This is a genomic window from Cytobacillus sp. GQ23, from assembly GCF_059758675.1.
Map to the genome: position 1 here is coordinate 40,691 of NZ_JCAXER010000022.1, position 19,479 is coordinate 60,169.

22 protein-coding genes are annotated in these 19,479 nt (G+C 42.1%); 13 read left to right on the forward strand and 9 right to left on the reverse strand.

What is annotated here, in order from left to right:
* Nucleotides 1–2 precede the first annotated feature (2 nt).
* The 4 genes from AC6CHU_RS18080 to AC6CHU_RS18095 are packed head-to-tail and all read right to left on the reverse strand — an operon-like array spanning nt 3 to nt 4,650.
* A complete protein-coding gene (locus AC6CHU_RS18080) occupies nt 3–1,496 on the reverse strand; it encodes a Na+/H+ antiporter subunit D (protein ID WP_159868046.1) in 1,494 nt (497 codons plus the stop codon).
* The gene (locus AC6CHU_RS18085; protein WP_159867840.1) at nt 1,489–1,839 is read right to left on the reverse strand and encodes a Na(+)/H(+) antiporter subunit C; all 351 of its coding nucleotides are present in this window, start codon (nt 1,837–1,839) and stop codon (nt 1,489–1,491) included. Before AC6CHU_RS18085 ends, AC6CHU_RS18080 begins: the two co-directional genes overlap by 8 nt.
* The gene (locus AC6CHU_RS18090; RefSeq protein WP_159867837.1) at nt 1,839–2,261 is read right to left on the reverse strand and encodes a Na(+)/H(+) antiporter subunit B; all 423 of its coding nucleotides are present in this window, start codon (nt 2,259–2,261) and stop codon (nt 1,839–1,841) included. The genes AC6CHU_RS18085 and AC6CHU_RS18090 overlap by 1 nt, the downstream gene beginning before the upstream one ends.
* On the reverse strand, nt 2,248–4,650 hold the full coding sequence (locus AC6CHU_RS18095; RefSeq protein ID WP_498122556.1) for a Na+/H+ antiporter subunit A: 2,403 nt from the start codon (nt 4,648–4,650) through the stop codon (nt 2,248–2,250). Before AC6CHU_RS18095 ends, AC6CHU_RS18090 begins: the two co-directional genes overlap by 14 nt.
* Nucleotides 4,651–5,099: 449 nt before the next feature.
* On the opposite strand from AC6CHU_RS18095, the gene AC6CHU_RS18100 reads away from it, so the two are divergent.
* On the forward strand, nt 5,100–5,318 hold the full coding sequence (locus AC6CHU_RS18100; protein ID WP_159867831.1) for a hypothetical protein: 219 nt from the start codon (nt 5,100–5,102) through the stop codon (nt 5,316–5,318).
* Nucleotides 5,319–5,421: 103 nt separating this feature from the next.
* On the opposite strand, the gene AC6CHU_RS18105 is transcribed toward AC6CHU_RS18100, so the two are convergent.
* On the reverse strand, nt 5,422–5,964 hold the full coding sequence (locus AC6CHU_RS18105; RefSeq protein WP_159867828.1) for a hypothetical protein: 543 nt from the start codon (nt 5,962–5,964) through the stop codon (nt 5,422–5,424).
* Between the two features lie 236 nt (nt 5,965–6,200).
* Here AC6CHU_RS18105 and kapD point away from each other — a divergent pair, with 236 nt between their 5' ends.
* A complete protein-coding gene (gene kapD, locus AC6CHU_RS18110; protein ID WP_159867825.1) occupies nt 6,201–6,821 on the forward strand; it encodes a 3'-5' exonuclease KapD in 621 nt (206 codons plus the stop codon).
* Nucleotides 6,822–6,861: 40 nt separating this feature from the next.
* Here the strand turns inward: kapD and kapB are convergent, their stop codons facing one another.
* Complete coding sequence (gene kapB / locus AC6CHU_RS18115; RefSeq protein ID WP_159867822.1) at nt 6,862–7,242, reverse strand: kinase-associated lipoprotein KapB; 381 nt, start codon at nt 7,240–7,242, stop codon at nt 6,862–6,864.
* Nucleotides 7,243–7,362: 120 nt separating this feature from the next.
* Here kapB and AC6CHU_RS18120 point away from each other — a divergent pair, with 120 nt between their 5' ends.
* The 5 genes from AC6CHU_RS18120 (at nt 7,363) to AC6CHU_RS18140 (ending at nt 10,844) form a co-directional block, all read left to right on the forward strand.
* Nucleotides 7,363–8,094, forward strand: coding sequence for a peptidylprolyl isomerase (locus AC6CHU_RS18120; RefSeq protein ID WP_159867819.1), 732 nt, complete (start codon nt 7,363–7,365; stop codon nt 8,092–8,094).
* 75 nt (nt 8,095–8,169) lie between these two features.
* Nucleotides 8,170–8,379, forward strand: a complete 210-nt coding sequence (locus tag AC6CHU_RS18125; protein WP_159867816.1) for a hypothetical protein — start codon at nt 8,170–8,172, stop codon at nt 8,377–8,379.
* A 417-nt stretch (nt 8,380–8,796) separates the two neighbouring features.
* Nucleotides 8,797–9,360 carry a superoxide dismutase family protein gene (locus tag AC6CHU_RS18130; RefSeq protein ID WP_159867813.1) on the forward strand — a complete coding sequence of 188 codons (564 nt, stop codon included), beginning with the start codon at nt 8,797–8,799 and terminating at the stop codon, nt 9,358–9,360.
* Between the two features lie 99 nt (nt 9,361–9,459).
* Nucleotides 9,460–9,834 (forward strand): PH domain-containing protein, encoded by a 375-nt coding sequence (locus tag AC6CHU_RS18135; protein WP_159867810.1) that lies wholly within the window; start codon nt 9,460–9,462, stop codon nt 9,832–9,834.
* Nucleotides 9,835–9,923: 89 nt separating this feature from the next.
* Nucleotides 9,924–10,844, forward strand: coding sequence for a nuclease-related domain-containing protein (locus AC6CHU_RS18140; RefSeq protein ID WP_159867807.1), 921 nt, complete (start codon nt 9,924–9,926; stop codon nt 10,842–10,844).
* 980 nt (nt 10,845–11,824) lie between these two features.
* Here the strand turns inward: AC6CHU_RS18140 and AC6CHU_RS18145 are convergent.
* Nucleotides 11,825–12,994: a MalY/PatB family protein gene (locus AC6CHU_RS18145; protein ID WP_285871225.1), complete on the reverse strand. Its 1,170-nt coding sequence runs from the start codon at nt 12,992–12,994 to the stop codon at nt 11,825–11,827.
* A gap of 113 nt (nt 12,995–13,107) precedes the next feature.
* On the opposite strand from AC6CHU_RS18145, the gene AC6CHU_RS18150 reads away from it, so the two are divergent.
* Nucleotides 13,108–13,368, forward strand: a complete 261-nt coding sequence (locus AC6CHU_RS18150; protein ID WP_159867801.1) for a DUF1871 family protein — start codon at nt 13,108–13,110, stop codon at nt 13,366–13,368.
* A 39-nt stretch (nt 13,369–13,407) separates the two neighbouring features.
* Here the strand turns inward: AC6CHU_RS18150 and AC6CHU_RS18155 are convergent, their stop codons facing one another.
* Nucleotides 13,408–14,250: an alpha/beta fold hydrolase gene (locus AC6CHU_RS18155; RefSeq protein ID WP_251284853.1), complete on the reverse strand. Its 843-nt coding sequence runs from the start codon at nt 14,248–14,250 to the stop codon at nt 13,408–13,410.
* 176 nt (nt 14,251–14,426) lie between these two features.
* Here AC6CHU_RS18155 and AC6CHU_RS18160 point away from each other — a divergent pair, with 176 nt between their 5' ends.
* Together AC6CHU_RS18160 and AC6CHU_RS18165 are read left to right on the forward strand one after the other, a co-directional pair.
* Entirely contained in the window at nt 14,427–14,930 is a 504-nt protein-coding gene (locus tag AC6CHU_RS18160; protein WP_159867795.1) for an Lrp/AsnC family transcriptional regulator, read from the forward strand.
* Complete coding sequence (locus AC6CHU_RS18165) at nt 14,930–16,105, forward strand: aminotransferase (protein ID WP_498122557.1); 1,176 nt, start codon at nt 14,930–14,932, stop codon at nt 16,103–16,105. Before AC6CHU_RS18160 ends, AC6CHU_RS18165 begins: the two co-directional genes overlap by 1 nt.
* A 103-nt stretch (nt 16,106–16,208) precedes the next feature.
* On the opposite strand, the gene AC6CHU_RS18170 is transcribed toward AC6CHU_RS18165, so the two are convergent.
* Nucleotides 16,209–16,577 (reverse strand): helix-turn-helix domain-containing protein, encoded by a 369-nt coding sequence (locus AC6CHU_RS18170; RefSeq protein ID WP_498122558.1) that lies wholly within the window; start codon nt 16,575–16,577, stop codon nt 16,209–16,211.
* A 261-nt stretch (nt 16,578–16,838) separates the two neighbouring features.
* On the opposite strand from AC6CHU_RS18170, the gene yugI reads away from it, so the two are divergent.
* The 3 genes from yugI (at nt 16,839) to AC6CHU_RS18185 (ending at nt 19,421) form a co-directional block, all read left to right on the forward strand.
* The gene (gene yugI, locus AC6CHU_RS18175) at nt 16,839–17,237 is read left to right on the forward strand and encodes a S1 domain-containing post-transcriptional regulator GSP13 (RefSeq protein ID WP_035332058.1); all 399 of its coding nucleotides are present in this window, start codon (nt 16,839–16,841) and stop codon (nt 17,235–17,237) included.
* Nucleotides 17,238–17,481: 244 nt separating this feature from the next.
* On the forward strand, nt 17,482–18,918 hold the full coding sequence (gene nhaC / locus AC6CHU_RS18180; RefSeq protein WP_159867786.1) for a Na+/H+ antiporter NhaC: 1,437 nt from the start codon (nt 17,482–17,484) through the stop codon (nt 18,916–18,918).
* Nucleotides 18,919–19,055: 137 nt separating this feature from the next.
* Nucleotides 19,056–19,421, forward strand: a complete 366-nt coding sequence (locus tag AC6CHU_RS18185; protein ID WP_159867783.1) for a group I truncated hemoglobin — start codon at nt 19,056–19,058, stop codon at nt 19,419–19,421.
* Nucleotides 19,422–19,479: the final 58 nt, after the last annotated feature.

The following is a 19,479-nucleotide window of genomic DNA, read 5'->3' on the forward strand; positions in this document are numbered from 1 at the left end:
ACTCAGTACTCCTTTAAGACTGCGTCTATATAAATACTTGGATTGGCAAGCGTTTCAGCAGCCTGAGAGATATACGGATATACGAATTCAGAGCCGACTCCGTAAAAGACGGCAAAAGCAACAAGGATCACCGGAGCAATCATCATGCTCTTGACAGGTATTTGATCTGCGCCTTCGTAATCACGAGGGGTTCCCCAAAAACCATTGATAAAAATTTTCATGATGGAGAAAAGGACAAGTAGACTGGATATTAACACAATCCCTGCACCCCAGTAATGCTCAGACTCGAATCCCCCTTTAATAATCAAGAGCTTGCCGACAAAACCGCTTAGCGGGGGAATACCCGATAGTGAAAGAGCGGCAATGAAAAAAGTCCAGCCCAATCCGGGATAACGCTTTATTAACCCGCTGATTTTTCTTAAATTACTCGTTCCTGTTATAGCTGCTGCGATACCAACAAGTAAAAACAGTGATGCTTTAATGTTCATATCATGTATCAGGTAAAACATTGCACCTGTAAGAGAATCCGGGGTCATAGCTGAAATGCCAAAGAGAATGACTCCAACAGCTACTATGATATTGTAAATGACAATTTTCTTAATATCCCAATAGGCGATTGCCCCAATGACACCAAAAATGATGCTAATTACCGCCAGAATGGTTAAAAGCTGCTGAGTAAAGCCTCCATCCTGGTAAAAGAATAAAGTATATGTCCTGGCTATTGAATAAACCCCCACTTTTGTGAGCAGGGCACCGAATAGTGCAAGAACAGGTGCCGGCGGTGCATAATATGACCCTGGCAGCCAAAAGAATAGAGGGAAAATTGCCCCTTTCAGACCAAAAACGATCAGAAATAGAACGGCAATAACAGTAATGATGCCAGGCTGTCCCATTTCACTGATCTCACTGATCCGAACGGAAATATGGGCCATGTTGAGCGTTCCCACAACGGAATATAAGTATGCTACAGCAATTACAAATAATGCTGAAGAAATGACATTCACGAGCAGATATTTAATGGATTCCCTCAACTGGATTTTCGTGCCCCCAATTACAATTAGCACATAAGAAGACATTAGCATTACTTCAAAGAATACAAAAAGGTTAAAAATATCGCCGGTTGTAAATGCTCCATTTACGCCAACGATCAAAAAGTTGACAGCTGAGTAGAAATAGAATTTTTCCCTGCCTTCATCTATTCCGCGAAATGAATAGATTACACATGCCAATGCAATGATACTGGTAGTTAATACAAGTAAGGCGGAAACCATATCAGAAACAAGTGTAATTCCGAAAGGCGCTTCCCAATTAGATAAGTTCAATGTCTGAATCCCATCGTTATTGACCTTTTGAACTAATAACACCGATACAATTACAGTTATCAACGCTGAAAGGCCTGCAATCCACCTTTGCAGCTTGATATACTTGGCAGCGAAGATTAGAAGGACTCCCGTTACTAAGGGAATTAAAATCGGCAGTATCAAAAAGTTAATCATTTCCTTCATTTCCTTCATTTCCTCTCAATTTGTCCATATTATCTGTACCAAGTTCCTGATAAGCCCGGTATGCCAATACTAGGAAAAAGGCCGTTACACCAAATGCGATTACTATTGCAGTTAAGATTAATGCCTGCGGAAGCGGGTCTGTATAGGAGCTTGCAGCCTCACCGAGAAGCGGTGCAGCACCTTTTTTAAGACCCCCCATTGTTAAGATGAGCAAATGGGCGCCATGACTTAATATCGCAGTTCCAACAATGATGCGAAGCAGGCTTTTTGAAAGCATTAAATAGGTGGCTGACATAAAAAGAATTCCAACAACAACGGACATTAATATTTCCATTAGTCATCCTCCCCTATCGTTTTGATTATGATCATTGTCACACCTACAACAACCAGAAAAACACCGAGATCAAACAGTGCTGCGGTATGAAGTGATAAGTGTCCCAGAATTGGAAGGTCTACACCTGTAAATGCATGTGTTAAAAATGGAACATTGAAGAGCAGCGCACCTGCTCCCGTTCCGATTGCAAAGAGGAGGCCGACTGCAATCATATACATGTAATTAACAGGCAGTGTCTTTTCAACTGTCTTCATATCGAAGGCCAACAAGAGTAAAATGAGTGCCCCTGATGTTAGCAGGCCTCCTACGAAACCGCCGCCTGGTGTATAGTGACCGGCAAAGAAAATATATACAGAGAAAAGAACGATGATAAACAAAACAACTTTAGTGGCTGTTTGCAGAATAATGTCATTTGTTTTCATTTTTCTTTCCTCCCCCCAGACGAAGCTTGATCATTCCGAATATCCCCAGAGCCGCTATGGCAAGTACCGTTATTTCAAACATTGTGTCAAATCCGCGGAAGTCCACGAGAATAACGTTTACCATGTTTTTGCCGGCAGCTTTTTCATAGGTGTTTTCAATATAATACTGTGCAATCGAATTAGGTGATTTATTACTGTAAGCTGAAAAAGCAATTAAAGTTACGACCAGCCCAACACCAATGGAGATGACTGCATTGGTTGCTTTAAACGGCATTCTTTCTTCATCTTTAATCTGTGGCAGATGGTAGAAACACAGCAGGAATAACGCAACTGAAATCGTTTCTATGACAAGCTGTGTCAAAGCCAGATCCGGCGCACGGAAAATAACAAAGAATAGCGCAACTGTATAGCCGACTGCACCCAATAAAATAATGGATGTTAATCTTGATTTCACAAACAATATCGTAATCGATCCAACTGCGATCACGAGAGCAAGCACAATTTCTGAGAATCTGATGGCAGAAACATTACTCGCATTAAATTTAAATGCATCCTTCATGAATAAGACGGACAGCAATGTAATGATAAAGAAAGTAAATATATAAACTAAATAGTTTCTGATAGAGCCATTCATGTACCATTTGGTAAACCTGTATGCGCCCCGCTGAATCCCTGACAGGCCGCTGTCATAGAAGCGATTTAGAGCCAATTTTTCAGGGAATAAATCATATACTCTTCTCCACTTCGGCAGAGAGATAAAGAGTAGAACGCCCAATGTTATAACACCCAAAGTCATGAACAGCTCAGGCGTAAATCCGTGCCAGAAGTATATATGAGTATCATACTTATACCCTTCAACAGGCATAATGGCGGCCTGCGCAGGGGAAATAAGCGTGTTAGAAATAATATTAGGGAAGAAACCGATAATGATCACTAGTGAAGCCAGGATGATAGGAGATATGAGCATCCCGAATGGGGCTTCGTGCGGTTTCTTTTCTAATTGTTCAGGCTGGAACTTGCCTGTGAATGTCCTGAATACAAGAACCATGCTGTAAATAAACGTAAATACACTTGCCACCCAGGCAAAAACCGGGAACAAGAGTCCCCATGTATCCAAATTGAAAATATCCATTTCCAGAACGCGGACCATTCCTGTAAAGAACATTTCCTTACTTAAGAACCCATTGAAAGGCGGAAGCCCTGCCATGGAAAATGTTCCGATGATCGCCAAAGTAAAGGTAATCGGCATAAAGTTCATCAGACCGCCAAGTTTGCGGATATCTCGTGTTCCGGTTTCATGATCTACAATTCCAGCTACCATGAAGAGACTTCCTTTAAAGGTGGCATGGTTGATCAAATGAAAAACTGCAGCTGTAGTGGCAACCGTAAAATAACTGTCTTCTACTGTTTCAAAGTGAAGCGCTGCAGCACCAATGCCGAGAAGGGACATGATCATCCCCAACTGGCTGACTGTTGAGAAAGCCAGGATGGCTTTAAGGTCAGTCTGTTTGACAGCTGAAAATGAACCCCAAAATAACGTTGTAATCCCAAATCCTGCAATGAGCCAGAGCCAGAGCGAGTGCTCGGCAAAAACCGGACTCATACGTGCTACTAAATAGATGCCTGCCTTAACCATCGTTGCCGAGTGCAAATATGCACTGACAGGTGTTGGAGCTTCCATGGCATCCGGCAGCCAGATGTGAAATGGAAATTGCGCGGACTTGGTAAAAGCCCCAAGCAAAAAGCAAAGTAAAGCAGGAACGAATAATGAATGTGAAAATATTTCATCTGATCCAGCGATAATTTCCGAAATGCTGAAAGTGCCTGTCATTAAATAAAGCAGGATGATGCCTCCGAGCATAGAAAGACCGCCGAAAACCGTGATGATCATCGACTTCTGTGCGCCGTATCTTGATTTCTCTCTGTGGTACCAATACCCGATTAACAGGAATGAAGAAAAACTTGTGAATTCCCAGAAGGTATATAGCACAATCAGGTTATCAGACAGGACAACCCCAAGCATAGCACCCATAAATAGAAGCAAGTACACATAAAAGGTGTTCAGTTTTTCTTTGTTTTTATCCAGGTAATAGATGGAATACAGAACAACCAGTGATCCTATTCCTGTTATCAGCAAGGCAAAAAGCAAACCAAGGCCGTCCACTTTTGCCGTGAAATCTATCCCAAGAGCGGGTATCCATGAAAAAGATTCAGTGACGGACTGCTGATCGGAGGTGATGGATAAATAAGAAATAAAATAACTGAATAAAAGGATTGGCAGAGGAAGTACAAACCAACCTGTATGTATCTGCCTGAACAGCTTGTACGCAATAGGCACAAGGATGGCAAGCAAAAATGGTGAAATTATTGCCAGGTGAAGCAAAGACAAAACATTACCCCCTTTAAATTAATTGCGAGTTATTCAACAAAGTATCCTATTAGGCAGCTTGATGAAGCAGCTATATGTGGCATCTAACAGTTCGGGAAATTTGGAAAATTGTATTTTTCTTCCGCAGTATGTATAAGTCTGTTTCTGCAATTAGAAAGCGCTTAATAAAAGTTTTTCCACCTTCCCCCATATTATCCAGCCAGGCAGGCAAGCTTGACATGCCATAGTCATATTACTATCCGCTCATACACCTCAGAACAAATTATAACCTAAAAAGAAAGTCTGTGCATTCTTCCAACCCTTATCAGTAAAGGATTTATCCATTCTTATTAAATAGGTAGAAACACGAATGAATCAGGAAAAATTTTTTTGAAAAAATATATAAAAAGGAAACACTTTTGTATAAAAAATCATTCATTCAAGCACACTATTTTTAGGTGGTGTTATGCATGATTAAACATAAAATTTCAGCAGCCATTACAATCTTTGCCCTGCTATTTGCAGGCGCCTGGATATTGGATCATCAAACTAAAAGGGAATTCTATATTCCCGTTGACGAAGAAGTGGTCGAATTATTACCGGCAGAAAATCAAGTGGAAGCTGGAAATGAACGAAACCTGAAGGTATTTGAACCGCGAGAATATGTGAGGATACAGGCAGCATCATAAGGATGGCAAAAGTGCCTTCTCAAGAGAAACAGCTCTGGGGCAGGCGCTGAAGCTGTGCAGCAAAAAGAGGATGTGCCGAAGCTCATCCTCTTTATCTGCTGTATTAAAATTTACTGCGGCTGCGGTTGTGGAAAATCATGATTGCCAGCGGAACCGTAATGATAAAGGAAAGGAAAAACAGGAAGAGTAACTTGGAGAAGAGGGTAATTCTTTTCTCGATATCATCTACATATCTTTCGAAAAACTCCCTGATTGAATCATTGCCAAGCACATTGGAAGCTGTCAGGAATTCTTTTTTGTCAAAATCATAGTAAAAGAAATCTTTTTTCTTAAAGATAAATAGGTCATCCCGTTTTTGTTCAAATTCCAGAAAAACAATGCCAATATGGGAAGTATATTCCTCAATAGCCTCTTCATTTTCAGATGTTTTCGGGTCATCAGAGGTAACGGCCTTCGTTACCTGTCCCTGCATTCCGTAAGCATCAATGACTGAAAAGGAGTTTTCATTGTAATAATGGACTGTGCTGCGCAGCTGTTCTTCTAATATGTCTTCAAATTCTTTTTCCGCATCAGCAGCATCAGCAGGCATTAGAGATCCCACTGACAGCAGGACTGCAAACAAAAAACACCATATTCCTTTTTTCATTCCATGCCCCCCTTTTCTCTATCTGTCTCTAAAAATTAATAGAATATGGTTAATGTGTATGCTCTGAACAATGGAAATATACAGCTTGCCGGCCGGTTGTTCCATTAATAGATTTATAGATAAGGACATCATGGAGAATTTACGGCAAAAAACAATTTGATCAGAAAATTGAAATATTTCATGATATAATATAAGAAATTAAGTCCGTTTAAATTTAAGGTAAAGCAGGTGAAAAAATGGGGGAGGAACATCAATACCTTTTTATTGACTTTGAGTTTACAATGCCTGATAAAGGCAGTGCTTTCAGAGGATTTTTTCCGGAAATTATTGAAGCTGGCATTGTATCAGTTATCAGCAATCAGGTTTGTGAAGAGTTCTCTTCATATGTATCTCCGGTCCGGTTTCCTATATTGTCTGAACGGTGTAAATCCTTTCTGCATATATCACAGGAACAAGTGGATCAGGGGATTGATTTTCTTGAATTAGTGGAGAAAATGAAGAATATGAACAGAAATCGTCCTTGCACAATCGTTACTTGGGGAAATATGGATATGAAGGTGCTTAGAAATAATTGCATCCAGGCTGGAGTTGAATTTCCTTTCAGAGGCAGGGAAGTGGACCTTTCGATGGAATATAAGCGATTCTTTGGTGACCAAAATCAGACAGGATTATGGAAAGCCGTCCAGGAATACGGCAAGGAAGGAACAGGAAAACATCACCGTGCTCTGGATGATGCCTTGACGACTTACAATATTTTCAGATTGGTAGAAAAGGATAAAAAATATCTGCAAAAGCCGGAGCCAACGACAATTGGCGACCGGGTGGACTTCTCGAAGCTATTTAATAAATTTGCCTGACAAGCCAAATCTATCAAAGCGATTTGGCTTGTTTTCATTATTACCTAAAGTAATCTTTCTCCAGGGAGTCGAGGTTTCTGATGCTTTGCTCCGCCCATGGGGAAGAATCTCCTTCAAGCTCGGTTCTCATTTTATCCAGAGCTATCTGCAGCGAATCCATATATTCTGGTATTTCTTCTTTGAAAGGCTTTACCATTTGTTTGGGCACATTGGTCTGCTCTCTGTAAGCAAGCGCCCGGCGTTCATGAAAAAGCATCACATCCGCTTGTTTAGGGTTATGCAAATCGCCCTGCATTGGATGTTTTAGGACCCCCAGTACTCTGACCAGATAATGCTGCGGCCGGATATCTGTTACTTCCCCTATATATTTGCCCGTTTTATAGATGGCTGTTACTTTGTCGCCAATCTTTACTTCTGCCAACCTAACCTCTCCTTTTACATTTTCTTTAGCCCCTATTATGAAGCCTGAAAAAACAAAGTGCAAATTTTCAATAAATCAGGTAAGCTAAAAAATGATGAATTTTTTATAGGAGGCTGAACCATGAAATTGCGTATGTTAACTCCCATCCTCATTCTGATGATAATTCTGTCAGCATGCGGGACAAACACTGAGAAAGAAGCGGACAATGCAAATGGCTCTGAAACGGAAGAAAAACAGACAAATAACGAGGCAGCCGAAGCTCCGGACAATTTTCCGCAGCTGACTGAAGAAGTACAGGGAAATGAAAGACTGGTGGGAATGAAGACATCAAAAGGGAATATTAAAATTAAACTTTTCCCGGACCAGGCTCCGAAAGCTGTTGAGAATTTCATTAAGCACAGCGAAGATGGCTACTACGATGGGGTGATTTTTCACCGTGTCATTCAGGACTTTATGATCCAGGGCGGCGATCCTGATGGAACCGGAATGGGTGGAGAAAGTATTTACGGCGAAGCGTTTGAGGATGAATTCTCTAATGAGCTTTATAATATCCGCGGAGCTTTATCCATGGCCAATTCCGGTCCAAATACTAATGGAAGCCAATTCTTTATTGTTCAGAACAAAACCCTTGACCCAAGCCTGAAAGAACAAATGGAAAAGGCTGGTTATCCGGAAGAAATCATCAAGGCATATGAAAAAGGCGGTACAGCTTGGCTTGACAACAAGCACACAGTCTTTGGGCAAGTTATCGAGGGAATGGATGTAGTAGATAGCATCGCAGCGGTTGAAACAGGCGAACAGGACAAGCCTGTGGAAGATGTGGTCATTGAAAAGATCGAGGTATTGAAATAAGTTCATTGGACTGTGCAATCATTGCTGATATAATAATTCAATGGACACTGCTTTTAGCAGAAAGGATTGATTAGAATGCTGCAATGGTATGTACTGTCACTGTTTCTATATTTTCCTGAAGATAAATCAGAATATGGCCCTGCAGCTGTAACGTTCGCCATCTTCTTAGTCGGGGCCATTCTGACCATGAGATTAATTATCCGTGTTTCAAGGCGCGAAGCTGCCAAAGCGAAGGAACTTGAAGAGCGCATTGACAGGCAAAATAGACAAGAGGGGAACAGCTGAGCAGCTGTTCTTTTTTTGTTAGGCTGTTTTCGTAAAGGCTATTGCTATTTGTATTATATTTACTGACTTGATTGTAGCGGAAGGTGCGAGATCCTCGAAAATGCATGCGTATTTTCTTCGTGCGGTGCGTACGCTAGGAAGTTTATTCAATGATTTGCGGGAGTAGCAGGACAGGTGAGACCCCGCAGACGCGCAGCGCCGAGGAGGCTCACCGCCTGCCCCGCGGAAAGCGAGCATCCTCTCGCTACAATCAACGGGCAACATTAATAAGTGAAAAACAACAATTTATACGAAAAGAGCCTTTTTGTTTTGATAACGGTCCAGCGCCTGCTCCTTAGGGTCCTTGAGCTTTTCCTGTTTATTAGTAAAGTGATTGGGCAACACTAAAGGCAAATTGTCTTGATGGAGGATTCAATCATGAAAAAAGCTTTAATGCTGGGGTTTGTTCTTCTTCTGTCCGGCTGCGGGGAAGAGAACATTACCAATACAGAAGTTGAAATGTTTAATGCTGCAGGTGATTCATTAGGTACCATTAAGGTCGAGGAGCAGGCGAGCGGAGTAAAATTGAGCGGAGATCTGAGCGGGCTGCCGCCGGGGGAACTGGCCATACATATTCATGAAAAAGCAAAATGCGAACCCCCAGATTTCAAATCTGCCGGGAATCATTTCAATCCTGATAATAAGGATCATGGGCTGCTGCATCCAAAGGGCTCCCATGCGGGTGATCTTCCCAACCTGATTGTCGAGGATGACGGCAAGGTTAAGATTGATTTCATGGCTCCTCAGGTCACGTTGAAGGAAGACAAAACTTCGCTGCTGACAAAGGAAGGGACCTCCATAGTCATCCATGAAGGGCCGGACGATGGCATGACTCAGCCTGCAGGGGATTCCGGAGAACGCATTGCCTGTGGCCGTATTTCTAAAGATAAAGAAGAAAAAGGGCAGAAAAAAGCACAGGACGATCCGTCTACAGAAGAATAATATCTGAAGGCTTTCCTGAGAGGGAAAGCCTTTATCACTGGGAATTTTTCCGGACGATCAAGTATAATGGAGTTAAACCTTATATTGGAGGTTAGTTAGATGGGACTTTTCGATGGTTTTATCGGCAATGCATCAGAAGCAGACGTTAAGGAGGTCGAGGACGAATTTTCAGCAGTCCTTGCTCCGAGTGAACAGGTTGAAAAAGCCTACAGGCTTGTCCGAGATTTGTTCATTTTTACAAACAGGCGCCTGATATTGGTGGATAAGCAGGGAATCACAGGGAAAAAAATCGAATATCATAGCATTCCTTATAAAAGCATAACCCATTTTAGCATTGAGACCGCAGGCAGCTTTGATCTTGAGGCCGAATTGAAAATATGGATTTCAGGATCAGACGAACCGATTGAAAAACATTTTAATAAAAGCTTGAACATTTACGAAGTGCAGAGCGTACTTGCTGAATATGTACTGTAAATCCCCTTGCTTGAACCGCGAGGGGATTTTGCTTGTGAGTATGGAAAATTTTTCTTAAAATAAAATTAGTCCAATACGAGAGGTGAAATATGAATAATAGACCCCGATTCGAATCAAGGGAGCTGGAATTGCTGCGTATCCTGTCCCGCCGTCTTGAACTGCCGTTGAAAGAGGAAAACCAGTATCTGTTTTTACAAAAAGGCTTTGAAGGCGAGCTTCATTTTGACAGGGAACTGCAGAACTTTCCGGACTCTTTTATCATTCTAAATGATCTCCTGCTGGAAAGCAGCAATACCCACTTCCAAATTGATACCCTCCTTATCGCCGGCAGCACTCTTTTTGTCTTTGAAGTAAAAAACTACGAAGGAGACTACTGCATTGAAAACGAAAGATGGTATTCCCTTCCCTCCAAAATAGAAATAAAAAATCCTCTTCTTCAGCTGCAGAGATGCGAAACGCTTTTACGGGCACTCCTAAAAGAACTAGGCTTTCACCTTCCCATTAAATCTCATCTCATATTTATCAACCCAGGCTTTCAGCTTTATCAGGCTCCACTAAATATACCCGCCGTATTTCCTCCACAGCTAAAACGATTCCTTGAGAAATTAAAAAACACCCCAAATGTCACAACATCAAGAAACATGAAGCTGGCCGAGCAGTTAAATGCCCGCTGTTTGAAAGAGAACCCATACATGCGAAAGCCGGAATATAATTATACCCAATTGCGAAAAGGGGTTCCGTGTGATTCGTGTTCTTCGTTTTTAACCCCGTTAACCCAAGGTTACTTAACGTGCGGGGAATGTGGTTTGAAGGAAAAGGCGGATACAGCGATAATTCGTTGCGTGAATGAATATAAGGTTTTGTTTCCAGATCGGAAGATAACTACCAAAACAATCGTTGATTGGTGTGGTGGTGCTTTTTCGGAGAAAACTGTGCGGAGGGTACTAAGCAGGAAATATATCATTCAAGGACATGGAAAGTATTCTTATTATACTGAACAGCAGAATTGAGTCATCAGAGAATTATTAAAGCCAATAATGGTGAACTAGAAAAAATGGATGCCATAAAGGTTTCTTGAGGCCGAAAAGGAGGGCCAAGAAAAGAAAACGGTCGCCATGAAGGGTTCATGAAGCCGAAAAGGAGGGTCAAGAAAAGAAAACGGTCGCCATAAAAGCATTAATGAAGCCGAAAAGGAAGGTCAAGAAAAGAAAACGGTCGCCATGAAGCGATCATGAAGCCGAAAAGGAGGCCCAAGAGAAGAAAACGGTCGCCATGAAGGGTCCATGAAGCCCAAAAGGAGGGCCAAGAAAAGAAAACGGTCGCCATGAAGGGTTCATGAAGCCGAAAAGGAGGGCCAAGAAAAGAAAACGGTCGCCATATAGCATTCATGAAGCCGAAAAGGAGGCCCAAGAGAAGAAAACGGTCACCATGAAGCATTCATGAAGGCGAAAAGGAGGGCCAAGAAAAGAAAACAGTCGCCATAAAAGCATTAATGAAGCCGAAAAGGAAGGTCAAGAAAAGAAAACGGTCGCCATGAAGCGATCATGAGGGCGAAAAGGAGGGCCAAGAAAAGAAAACGGTCACCATGAAGCGATCATGAAGGCGAAAAAGAGGCCCAAGAGAAGAAAACGGTCGCCATGAAGGGTTCATGAAGCCGAAAAGGAGGGCCAAGAAAAGAAAACGGTCGCCATGAAGGGTTCATGAAGCCGAAAAGGAGGGCCAAGAAAAGAAAACAGTCGCCATAAAAGCATTAATGAAGCCGAAAAGGAAGGTCAAGAAAAGAAAACGGTCACCATGAAGCATTCATGAAGCCGAAAAGGAGGGCCAAGAAAAGAAAACGGTCACCATGAAGCGTTCATGAAGCCGAAAAGGGGGGCAAAGAGAAGAAAACGGGGCACCATAAAGCATTCATGAAACCGAACAATGGAATCGACCATCCCAGCACAAGCCCAAAAAAAGCACGGCCCCCAGGCCGTGCCTCCAAATACAATCACTCAAAAGCCCGCTTTAGCCTCTCCAGCCCCTCCGCCAATACTTCATGCGGGCAGGCAATATTCATTCGGACAAAGCCTTCACCGCCCGGCCCGTATTTTGGACCAGGTTCCAGGGCGAGTTTCCCTTTTTCCAATAGATGTTTGCGGAGTTCGGCATCACTTAAACCTAATTCGCGGCAATCCATCCATAGCAGATAGGTGCCATCCGGCTCCATCAGGCGAATGCCGGGAAGATGCTCACCAATAAACTCAGCTGCTGTTCGTTTGTTTTCAGCGAGATAATCCATTAGACTGTTAAGCCATCCTTCTCCATGGCGATAGGCTGCTTCCATGCCGATGATTCCAAAGGCGGACAGCGTAAAAAATCCCTGCTTGTGCTGTTCTGCCTGAAAAGCCTTTCGCAGTTTCTTATTGCTTATAATCGCAGCGGAAGCTTGTATTCCTGCGAGGTTCCAGGTTTTCGTCGGAGCTATGCAGGTGACCGTGATGTCTGCAAATCGTGGATCCATTGAAGCAATGGGATAATGTTTTTTGCCATCATAAATTAAATCAGAATGAATTTCATCGGAAAGAATAAGGCAATCATATTTTACACAGAGTTCCCCTATTTTCCTGAGTTCCTCATCATCCCACATACGTCCTCCCGGATTGTGCGGATTGCATAGGAGGAATAGCTTCACTCCCTCTTTCAATTTGTTTTCAAAATCGGCAAAATCAATTTCGTATCGGCCATTCTCGAGCTTCAGCTGAGAATTAACGACTTTGCGTCCATTTTGTTTAATCATCTCAAAGAAAGGAGTATATACGGGAGACTGGACCAGTACCTTATCCTCATTTTTCGTAAAAGCCCGGATGGCAGTTGCGATGGATGGAACCACTCCGCTGCTGTATAAAATCCACTCATTAAGGACTTTCCAGTCATGACGCTTGTTAACCCACTGTCCGATGGACTCCGCGGTTGAGTCAGGAGCAAACGTGTATCCGTAGACCCCGTGTGCTATTCTTTCTTCTATCGCTTTCTTCACTTCATCGGGTGGCTGAAAATCCATATCTGCTACCCACATCGGCAATACATCGGTTCTGCCGAATACCTCCCTGGTCATATCCCACTTAACAGAAGCTGTATTTTCCCTGCTAATTTTCTGATGGAACTTAAAACGATCCAACCCTGTCACCGCCTTTAGAATTCTTTTATGTACCCTGACTCTATGATATGATATTGAAGCTAATAATTAAAATATTGCGGCTTCATTCAGCCGAATAATAATAGGTGATAGAAATGGAAATGCAGCAAACGAATCTTTTGCTTGTCTATACTCTGGATCAGTGGGATCCATTTGGAGTGGGGCCGGGCAATTATGTCACTGAAATTGCAGATACAATTCAGGCAGTTCATGATCTGGATGATCAGATGGAATTAGCCAGGAGGATTCAAGCTATATATGAATTTTCCTTTGAGGAAGTCATCCCTCTGGACAATTGCAAGGAAATTTCCGTACGTCTCCTTGAAATCAAGAATAATGGCTCCTGCGCTATGTAAAGTGAAAAGTGGCAGCTCTCCTTCCAAGGGCTGCCATTTTTATCTGCGGACCTGGACAGAATTAATAAAACTCCTAATATGCTTAAGGACATCTTCCGGCCGCTCTTCCGGCACGAGATGACCGGTTTCTTTTAAAACTACCAGCCTGGAATTCTTCAGGTCATTATTCAGCCGTTTTCCGATATGAAGCGGAACGACCCGGTCATGTTCTCCCCATATTAGAAGACACGGTGTTTCAATTTTCTTCAATGCGGAGGCAGGCATATCGCCCTCCCTGTCGCGAATCATCCTGGTTAAAGCCAGGAAAATATCGTCTTCCAGAAATGGCGACAAATAGCCATAGAGCATTTCATCATCAATCATGGAATGATCATAGACAACATTTTTTAGATTTTGTTTTACCCCTGAGCGCTGCAGATATAATTTCACATATAGATGAAAGAATGGTATGTAGCTTGAAAAAATGAGATGCGGCTTCATTCGTTTCATATATCCTGAGCTGCACAGCAGTACCGCCTGATCAACCAGGTCAGGCTTGGAATGTGCAACATTTAAAACAATTTGTCCCCCCATGGAATGCCCTATTAATGTGACTTTTTCAAAGCCCAGCTTTTCTGATAAGCGGATAACCGTATCAGCCAGGTTTTTATATGAATAGACGAATTGCTTGGATTTCCCGCTTTTCCCGAAGGGCGGCAAATCCATCGATACCACATTGAATTCTGTTTGCAGCAGAGGAATCAGCCTGCGGAAGCTAAAGGTGGATGACAGAAAACCGTGCAGCAGAACCAGTGTATTCCTTGAGGACTCATGTTTATAGTATTCATAATAAACATCCGTTCCGTTAATGGGCTCTATTCCTGAAAATGTCGCTTGTTCCAAGGGCCATCCCCCTCCTAGACTCAGTTTCACAGTATTTTCCCCTTAATCTTAAACTTGACACATATGATTTTAAAGAAATTAATAAATAATGAAAGTGACACATTTATTTTTCGAAGTTTTTGCTATAATGTAACTATTTTATAGAGTAAATCACTAAAGGATGGGAGCGACAAGTAGTGAAATTAAATGAAAAGCAAATCGAAGTTCTGGAAATTTTAGAAAATAACAGTGCGCGAATTCCTGTGGAAGACATAGCGAAAATGGCTCAACTAAGCGTGGCGGAGACGGAAACCATTTTAGATAAGCTTGAGGAAATGAAAGTGCTGGTGCGTTTTAATTCTGTTATTGACTGGTCAAAGGTGGATGGCCATGAGGGAGTAACAGCTATGATTGATGTGAAGGTCGCTCCAAAGCGCGGGGTAGGATTCGATGAAGTTGCTCAGAGAATTTACCGTTTTAAAGAGGTAAGATCTGTCTATCTAATGTCCGGCGCATATGATCTTTCTGTTATCATTGAAGGCCGTTCCATGAATGAGGTTGCCCGATTTGTATCGGAAAAGCTGTCGACTCTCGATTCGGTCTTGTCGACAACGACACATTTTATTCTCAAAAAATATAAGCATGACGGCACAATTTTCGAACAAAATGAAGATGACAAACGAATTGTGGTGTCACCGTAATGAATGGAATGAAGCCTTATTTATCCCAAACGGTAAAAGAGCTTAAGCCTTCCGGGATTCGCCGCTTTTTCGACCTTGCAGCAGGAATGGAAGGAGTCATTTCCCTTGGGGTAGGAGAACCTGATTTCATCACACCCTGGTCCGTGCGTGAAGCAGCTATCCTCTCTCTTGAGCAGGGATATACCTCTTATACGGCTAATGCCGGTCTAATGGAGCTGCGTGAGGAAATTGCAGGCTATATGCTGAAAAGCTTCGGAGTTTCTTATTCTCCCCAAAGTGAAATAATCGTTACGGTGGGAGCGAGCCAGGCATTGGATATTTCTCTAAGGGCCATACTTGATCCGGGGGATGAAGTCATAGTGGTTGAACCCAGCTTTGTTTCCTATGTTCCCTTGGTTACTCTTGCGGGAGGTGTGCCTGTCCAGGTTCAGACTTTAAAGGAGAATGGGTTTAAGATTCTGCCTGAGCAGCTGGAAAAGGCAATAACCCGCCGGACAAAAGCCATTATACTTTGTTCCCCCAATAATCCAACTGGAACCATGTTAAGCGGTGATGAACTGAACGCAATCGCCCAAATAGCTGAAAAATACGATTTGCTGGTTCTTTCTGATGAGATATATGCGGAGCTTGCTTATGATGGCGAGTATACGAGTTTTGCCGCCATCAAAGAGATGAAGAAAAGAACAATTTTAATTTCCGGATTCTCAAAGGGGTTTGCAATGACAGGCTGGAGAATGGGGTTTGTCTGCGCTCCTGAGGAGATCTCGCAGGCTATGCTGAAAATTCACCAGTATGCGATGATGTGTGCGCCTACGATGGCACAGTTTGCTGCACTTGAAGCCTTGAAGACAGGCAGATCAGATGTCGAGGGTATGAAAAAGAGCTATAAGCGCCGTCGGAATTATTTTGTTCAGTCTCTAAATGAACTTGGATTAACATGCCATATGCCGGGGGGAGCCTTTTATGCTTTCCCATCTATTGAAAGTACCGGGCTTTCTTCTGAAGCATTTGCAGAAAAGCTGCTGCTGGAGGAAAAGGTAGCGGTAGTGCCAGGAAATATTTTTGGAGAAAGCGGGGAAGGCCATGTACGCTGCTCTTATGCCACTTCCATGGAACTTCTGCAGGAAGCAATCAAGAAAATTAGCCATTTCTTAATTCAAAATCAGAAGGCATAAAAAAAGGACAATCCACAACAGATTGTCAACTTCAAAAAGGGGGGAATACTAGAAAGCCTTATACTTCAAGGCTAACCAGTATTCCCTTTTTATATACTTCCTTTTATAAAACTTTTTGATCATATTTAATTTCATAAAGCATCTGCATGACACGGAGGAAATCTTCCTCACTGAATTCCTTAGCTTTCCGCAAAATGAGCTTTGCTTTTTTTGTGCCAATTTCACGCACAAGCTGTTCAATTTCAAAATCAATTCCGGACTGGCCTTTATGCAGTTCCTGTTCAAGCAATTCAGATGCTGGAATATCCAGGGCTGTTGAGATCTTTAATACTGTCTGTGTATCAGGTATCTGATCCCCATTTTCGTATTTTGCAATCGTTCCCGTTCCTACTCTCACCTTTAATGCGAGCTGCTGCTGGGTCATATTTGCACGTTCGCGGCAAGCTTTAATGTTATGGCCAATATTTGACATGTCCATCACTCCCACTAACAGTTTTTTCTATCTAAATTTTATCATGGTGAACTCAAGAACCTAGCTGTACTTCATGAACATTTAGTTAACAAACAAAAGAATGTCTACATATTGTTTGCAGATTGTTTTATTATAATGAATGACTGTCGGTTATTCATTTGGAGTTAAAATGTCTGAGGTATTTGATATTTTTATCAAGTTGTGATATAATTTTTTATTGCGTATAAAAGATAAAATTTGAATTTAAATAGGAGTGTTTTCATGTCTGAGAAAATCGAAGTAGGCAGTGTTATTACAGGAAAGGTAACGGGTATTCAGCCATATGGTGCGTTCGTGGCATTAGATGAGAATACACAGGGATTAGTTCATATTTCCGAAGTGACTCATGGTTTCGTAAAAGATATTAATGAGCATCTTAAAGTGGGAGATGAAGTAAAAGTTAAGGTACTTTCTGTTGACGAAGCAGCAGGAAAAATCGGTTTATCAATCCGTGCAACAGAAGAAGCGCCACAAGCAGAGGCAAAAGCAAGAAAGCCTCGCAAGCGCCAGGCAGCTCCAATCAAAATGGAAGACGAGTCTGCACAGGGATTCAATACACTTAAGGATAAGCTTCAAGAGTGGATTGACCAGTCACAGCGCGAAGATCTTATTAAGAAGTAATAAAAATGAAAGCCGGGTTTTGATGCCCGGTTTTTTATTTTTATTATAGGTGCAAAAGATATTTGCTCTTTGTGCAAAATGAGCGGGCGCTCGAAAATTTATTTTGCATGCTAACCTACATAAAACGGCTAGAAATTAAATTGTTTTAGGGTAAATAGTCTGAAAAATGTCCGAATTTTATATCTTGGCATTAATCTTGCAATAGTTAAACCAACAGACGTGTAACTTTAAGAGGAGGAAAATTATGAAAGAAACAACAGGAAAGAAAATTCCCTTCTGGTTTGCAGTGCTGCCGCTGCTGGTAATGATTGCTGCAATGATTGTGACGATTGTTAAGTTTGAGGGAAGCCCTCATGTGCCATTGATTGCCGGAACGATTGTATCCGCTATCATTGCCTGGCGTTTTAATTATAAGTGGAATGATATTGAGGAAGGTTTTTATAAAGGAATTAAGCTGGCGCTTCCGGCTATTTTAATTATTATAATGGTGGGCTTGACGATTGGATCCTGGATTGGCGGCGGAATTGTAGCGACCATGGTCTTTTATGGATTAAAGCTTATGACGCCATCCATGTTTTTAGTCTCAATTTGTATTATCTGTGCCATTGTTACTCTAGCGATCGGAAGCTCATGGTCTACAATGGGAACGATTGGCGTCGCAGGAATGGGAATTGGAATCAGCATGGGCATCCCTGCTCCAATGGTGGCGGGAGCTATCATCTCAGGCGCCTATTTCGGGGATAAAATGTCACCGCTGTCCGACACGACTAATCTAGCTGCGGGAATCACAGGCACGGATCTTTTTGAGCATATAAGACATATGTTCTACACAACCCTTCCGGCGCTGGCCGTTGCTATTATTGCTTATTGGTTTTTGGGAAGGCAATTTGGCGGAGACGATTTGAATAGTGATAAAATTACTGGTGTCATGAATGTTTTATCAGAGAACTTCGTCATCTCTCCTTGGCTATTACTGGTACCAGTAATAGTTATAGGGTTAGTGGCTAAAAAGGTGCCTGCATTGCCTGCGCTTGCGGTGGGTATTTTCCTTGGCTGGCTATGCCATATTTTTGTTCAGGGCGGTGCTGTGGGTGATGCCGTCAACACTCTTCAAGGCGGGTTCTCAATTGAATCAGGCAACACAATGGTGGACGAGCTTTTCAATAGAGGCGGCATTGACGATATGATGTACACCGTGTCCCTTACAATTGTAGCGATGGCCTTTGGAGGAGTTATGGAGCAGACAGGCATGTTAAAAGCCATAGTTGAACAGATACTGAAATTGGCCCGTTCAGCAAGAAGCTTAGTTGCAACTACCGTACTGTCTGCCTTTTTTACAAATATAGCAGCTGCAGAGCAGTATATTTCTATTCTGCTGCCGGGCAGAATGTACTCACAGGCATTTAAGGATAAAAATCTGCAATCTAAAAATCTTTCACGGGCACTTGAAGATGGAGGTACCGTCACGTCCGTTTTTGTTCCATGGAATACATGTGCGGTGTTTATCATGTCAACACTGTCCGTTCATCCATTTGAATATGCACCATACGCGATTTTAAATTTCACTGTGCCGATCCTGGCTATTATCTTTGCGATGATTGGCTACAAAATTACATTCATGAGTGAACAGGAACGAAAAGAAATAATTGAAAAAGATGAAGAAGATCAACTGGTTTCTTAAATTTCAGGCTCCGTACCCTCGGAGTCTTTTTGTTTTTTGAAAAAAATAATAGGATAAAGTAAATTGATTCGAATTGTGATTTTTGAATAGGAACTTTCTGTTAGAAAAGAATAAGCTTGTTGAAAGGAGAGATAAATATGGCAGAGCAGACTCTTTATGAAAAAGTTGGCGGCGGAGAATCTATTGAAAAGGTTGTCGATTATTTTTACGAGGAATTGGTATTGAAGGATCAGACTGTTAATCAGTTTTTCGAGCATACCGATATGGTAAAGCAGAAGCGCCATCAATCCAAGTTCATCAGCTATGCTTTGGGGGGGCCTAATCAATATACAGGAAACTCTATGGCTAAAGCTCATGAGGGCATGAATCTGCAGCCCGAACACTTTGATGCAATTGCCAAGCATCTGCATGATGCACTGGCGCATTTTGGAGTGAGTGAGAGGGATATAGATGAAGCTTTGACACGTGTTGCAGCGCTGCGTGATGATATTCTATACAAATAAGCTCCCAGCCGGGAGCTTATTTGTTTTTTATCCGATTTTCAACAGATCTTTTATCTCG

Coding starts and splice junctions, on each gene's coding strand:
- AC6CHU_RS18080 (WP_159868046.1), bottom strand. CDS start 1,496: ATGATTAACTTTTTGATACTGCCGATTTTAATTCCCTTAGTAACGGGA.
- AC6CHU_RS18085 (WP_159867840.1), bottom strand. CDS start 1,839: ATGGAAATATTAATGTCCGTTGTTGTTGGAATTCTTTTTATGTCAGCC.
- AC6CHU_RS18090 (WP_159867837.1), bottom strand. CDS start 2,261: ATGAAAACAAATGACATTATTCTGCAAACAGCCACTAAAGTTGTTTTG.
- AC6CHU_RS18100 (WP_159867831.1), top strand. CDS start 5,100: ATGATTAAACATAAAATTTCAGCAGCCATTACAATCTTTGCCCTGCTA.
- AC6CHU_RS18105 (WP_159867828.1), bottom strand. CDS start 5,964: ATGAAAAAAGGAATATGGTGTTTTTTGTTTGCAGTCCTGCTGTCAGTG.
- kapD (WP_159867825.1), top strand. CDS start 6,201: ATGGGGGAGGAACATCAATACCTTTTTATTGACTTTGAGTTTACAATG.
- AC6CHU_RS18120 (WP_159867819.1), top strand. CDS start 7,363: ATGAAATTGCGTATGTTAACTCCCATCCTCATTCTGATGATAATTCTG.
- AC6CHU_RS18125 (WP_159867816.1), top strand. CDS start 8,170: ATGCTGCAATGGTATGTACTGTCACTGTTTCTATATTTTCCTGAAGAT.
- AC6CHU_RS18130 (WP_159867813.1), top strand. CDS start 8,797: ATGAAAAAAGCTTTAATGCTGGGGTTTGTTCTTCTTCTGTCCGGCTGC.
- AC6CHU_RS18135 (WP_159867810.1), top strand. CDS start 9,460: ATGGGACTTTTCGATGGTTTTATCGGCAATGCATCAGAAGCAGACGTT.
- AC6CHU_RS18140 (WP_159867807.1), top strand. CDS start 9,924: ATGAATAATAGACCCCGATTCGAATCAAGGGAGCTGGAATTGCTGCGT.
- AC6CHU_RS18150 (WP_159867801.1), top strand. CDS start 13,108: ATGGAAATGCAGCAAACGAATCTTTTGCTTGTCTATACTCTGGATCAG.
- AC6CHU_RS18165 (WP_498122557.1), top strand. CDS start 14,930: ATGAATGGAATGAAGCCTTATTTATCCCAAACGGTAAAAGAGCTTAAG.
- AC6CHU_RS18170 (WP_498122558.1), bottom strand. CDS start 16,577: ATGTCAAATATTGGCCATAACATTAAAGCTTGCCGCGAACGTGCAAAT.
- yugI (WP_035332058.1), top strand. CDS start 16,839: ATGTCTGAGAAAATCGAAGTAGGCAGTGTTATTACAGGAAAGGTAACG.
- nhaC (WP_159867786.1), top strand. CDS start 17,482: ATGAAAGAAACAACAGGAAAGAAAATTCCCTTCTGGTTTGCAGTGCTG.
- AC6CHU_RS18185 (WP_159867783.1), top strand. CDS start 19,056: ATGGCAGAGCAGACTCTTTATGAAAAAGTTGGCGGCGGAGAATCTATT.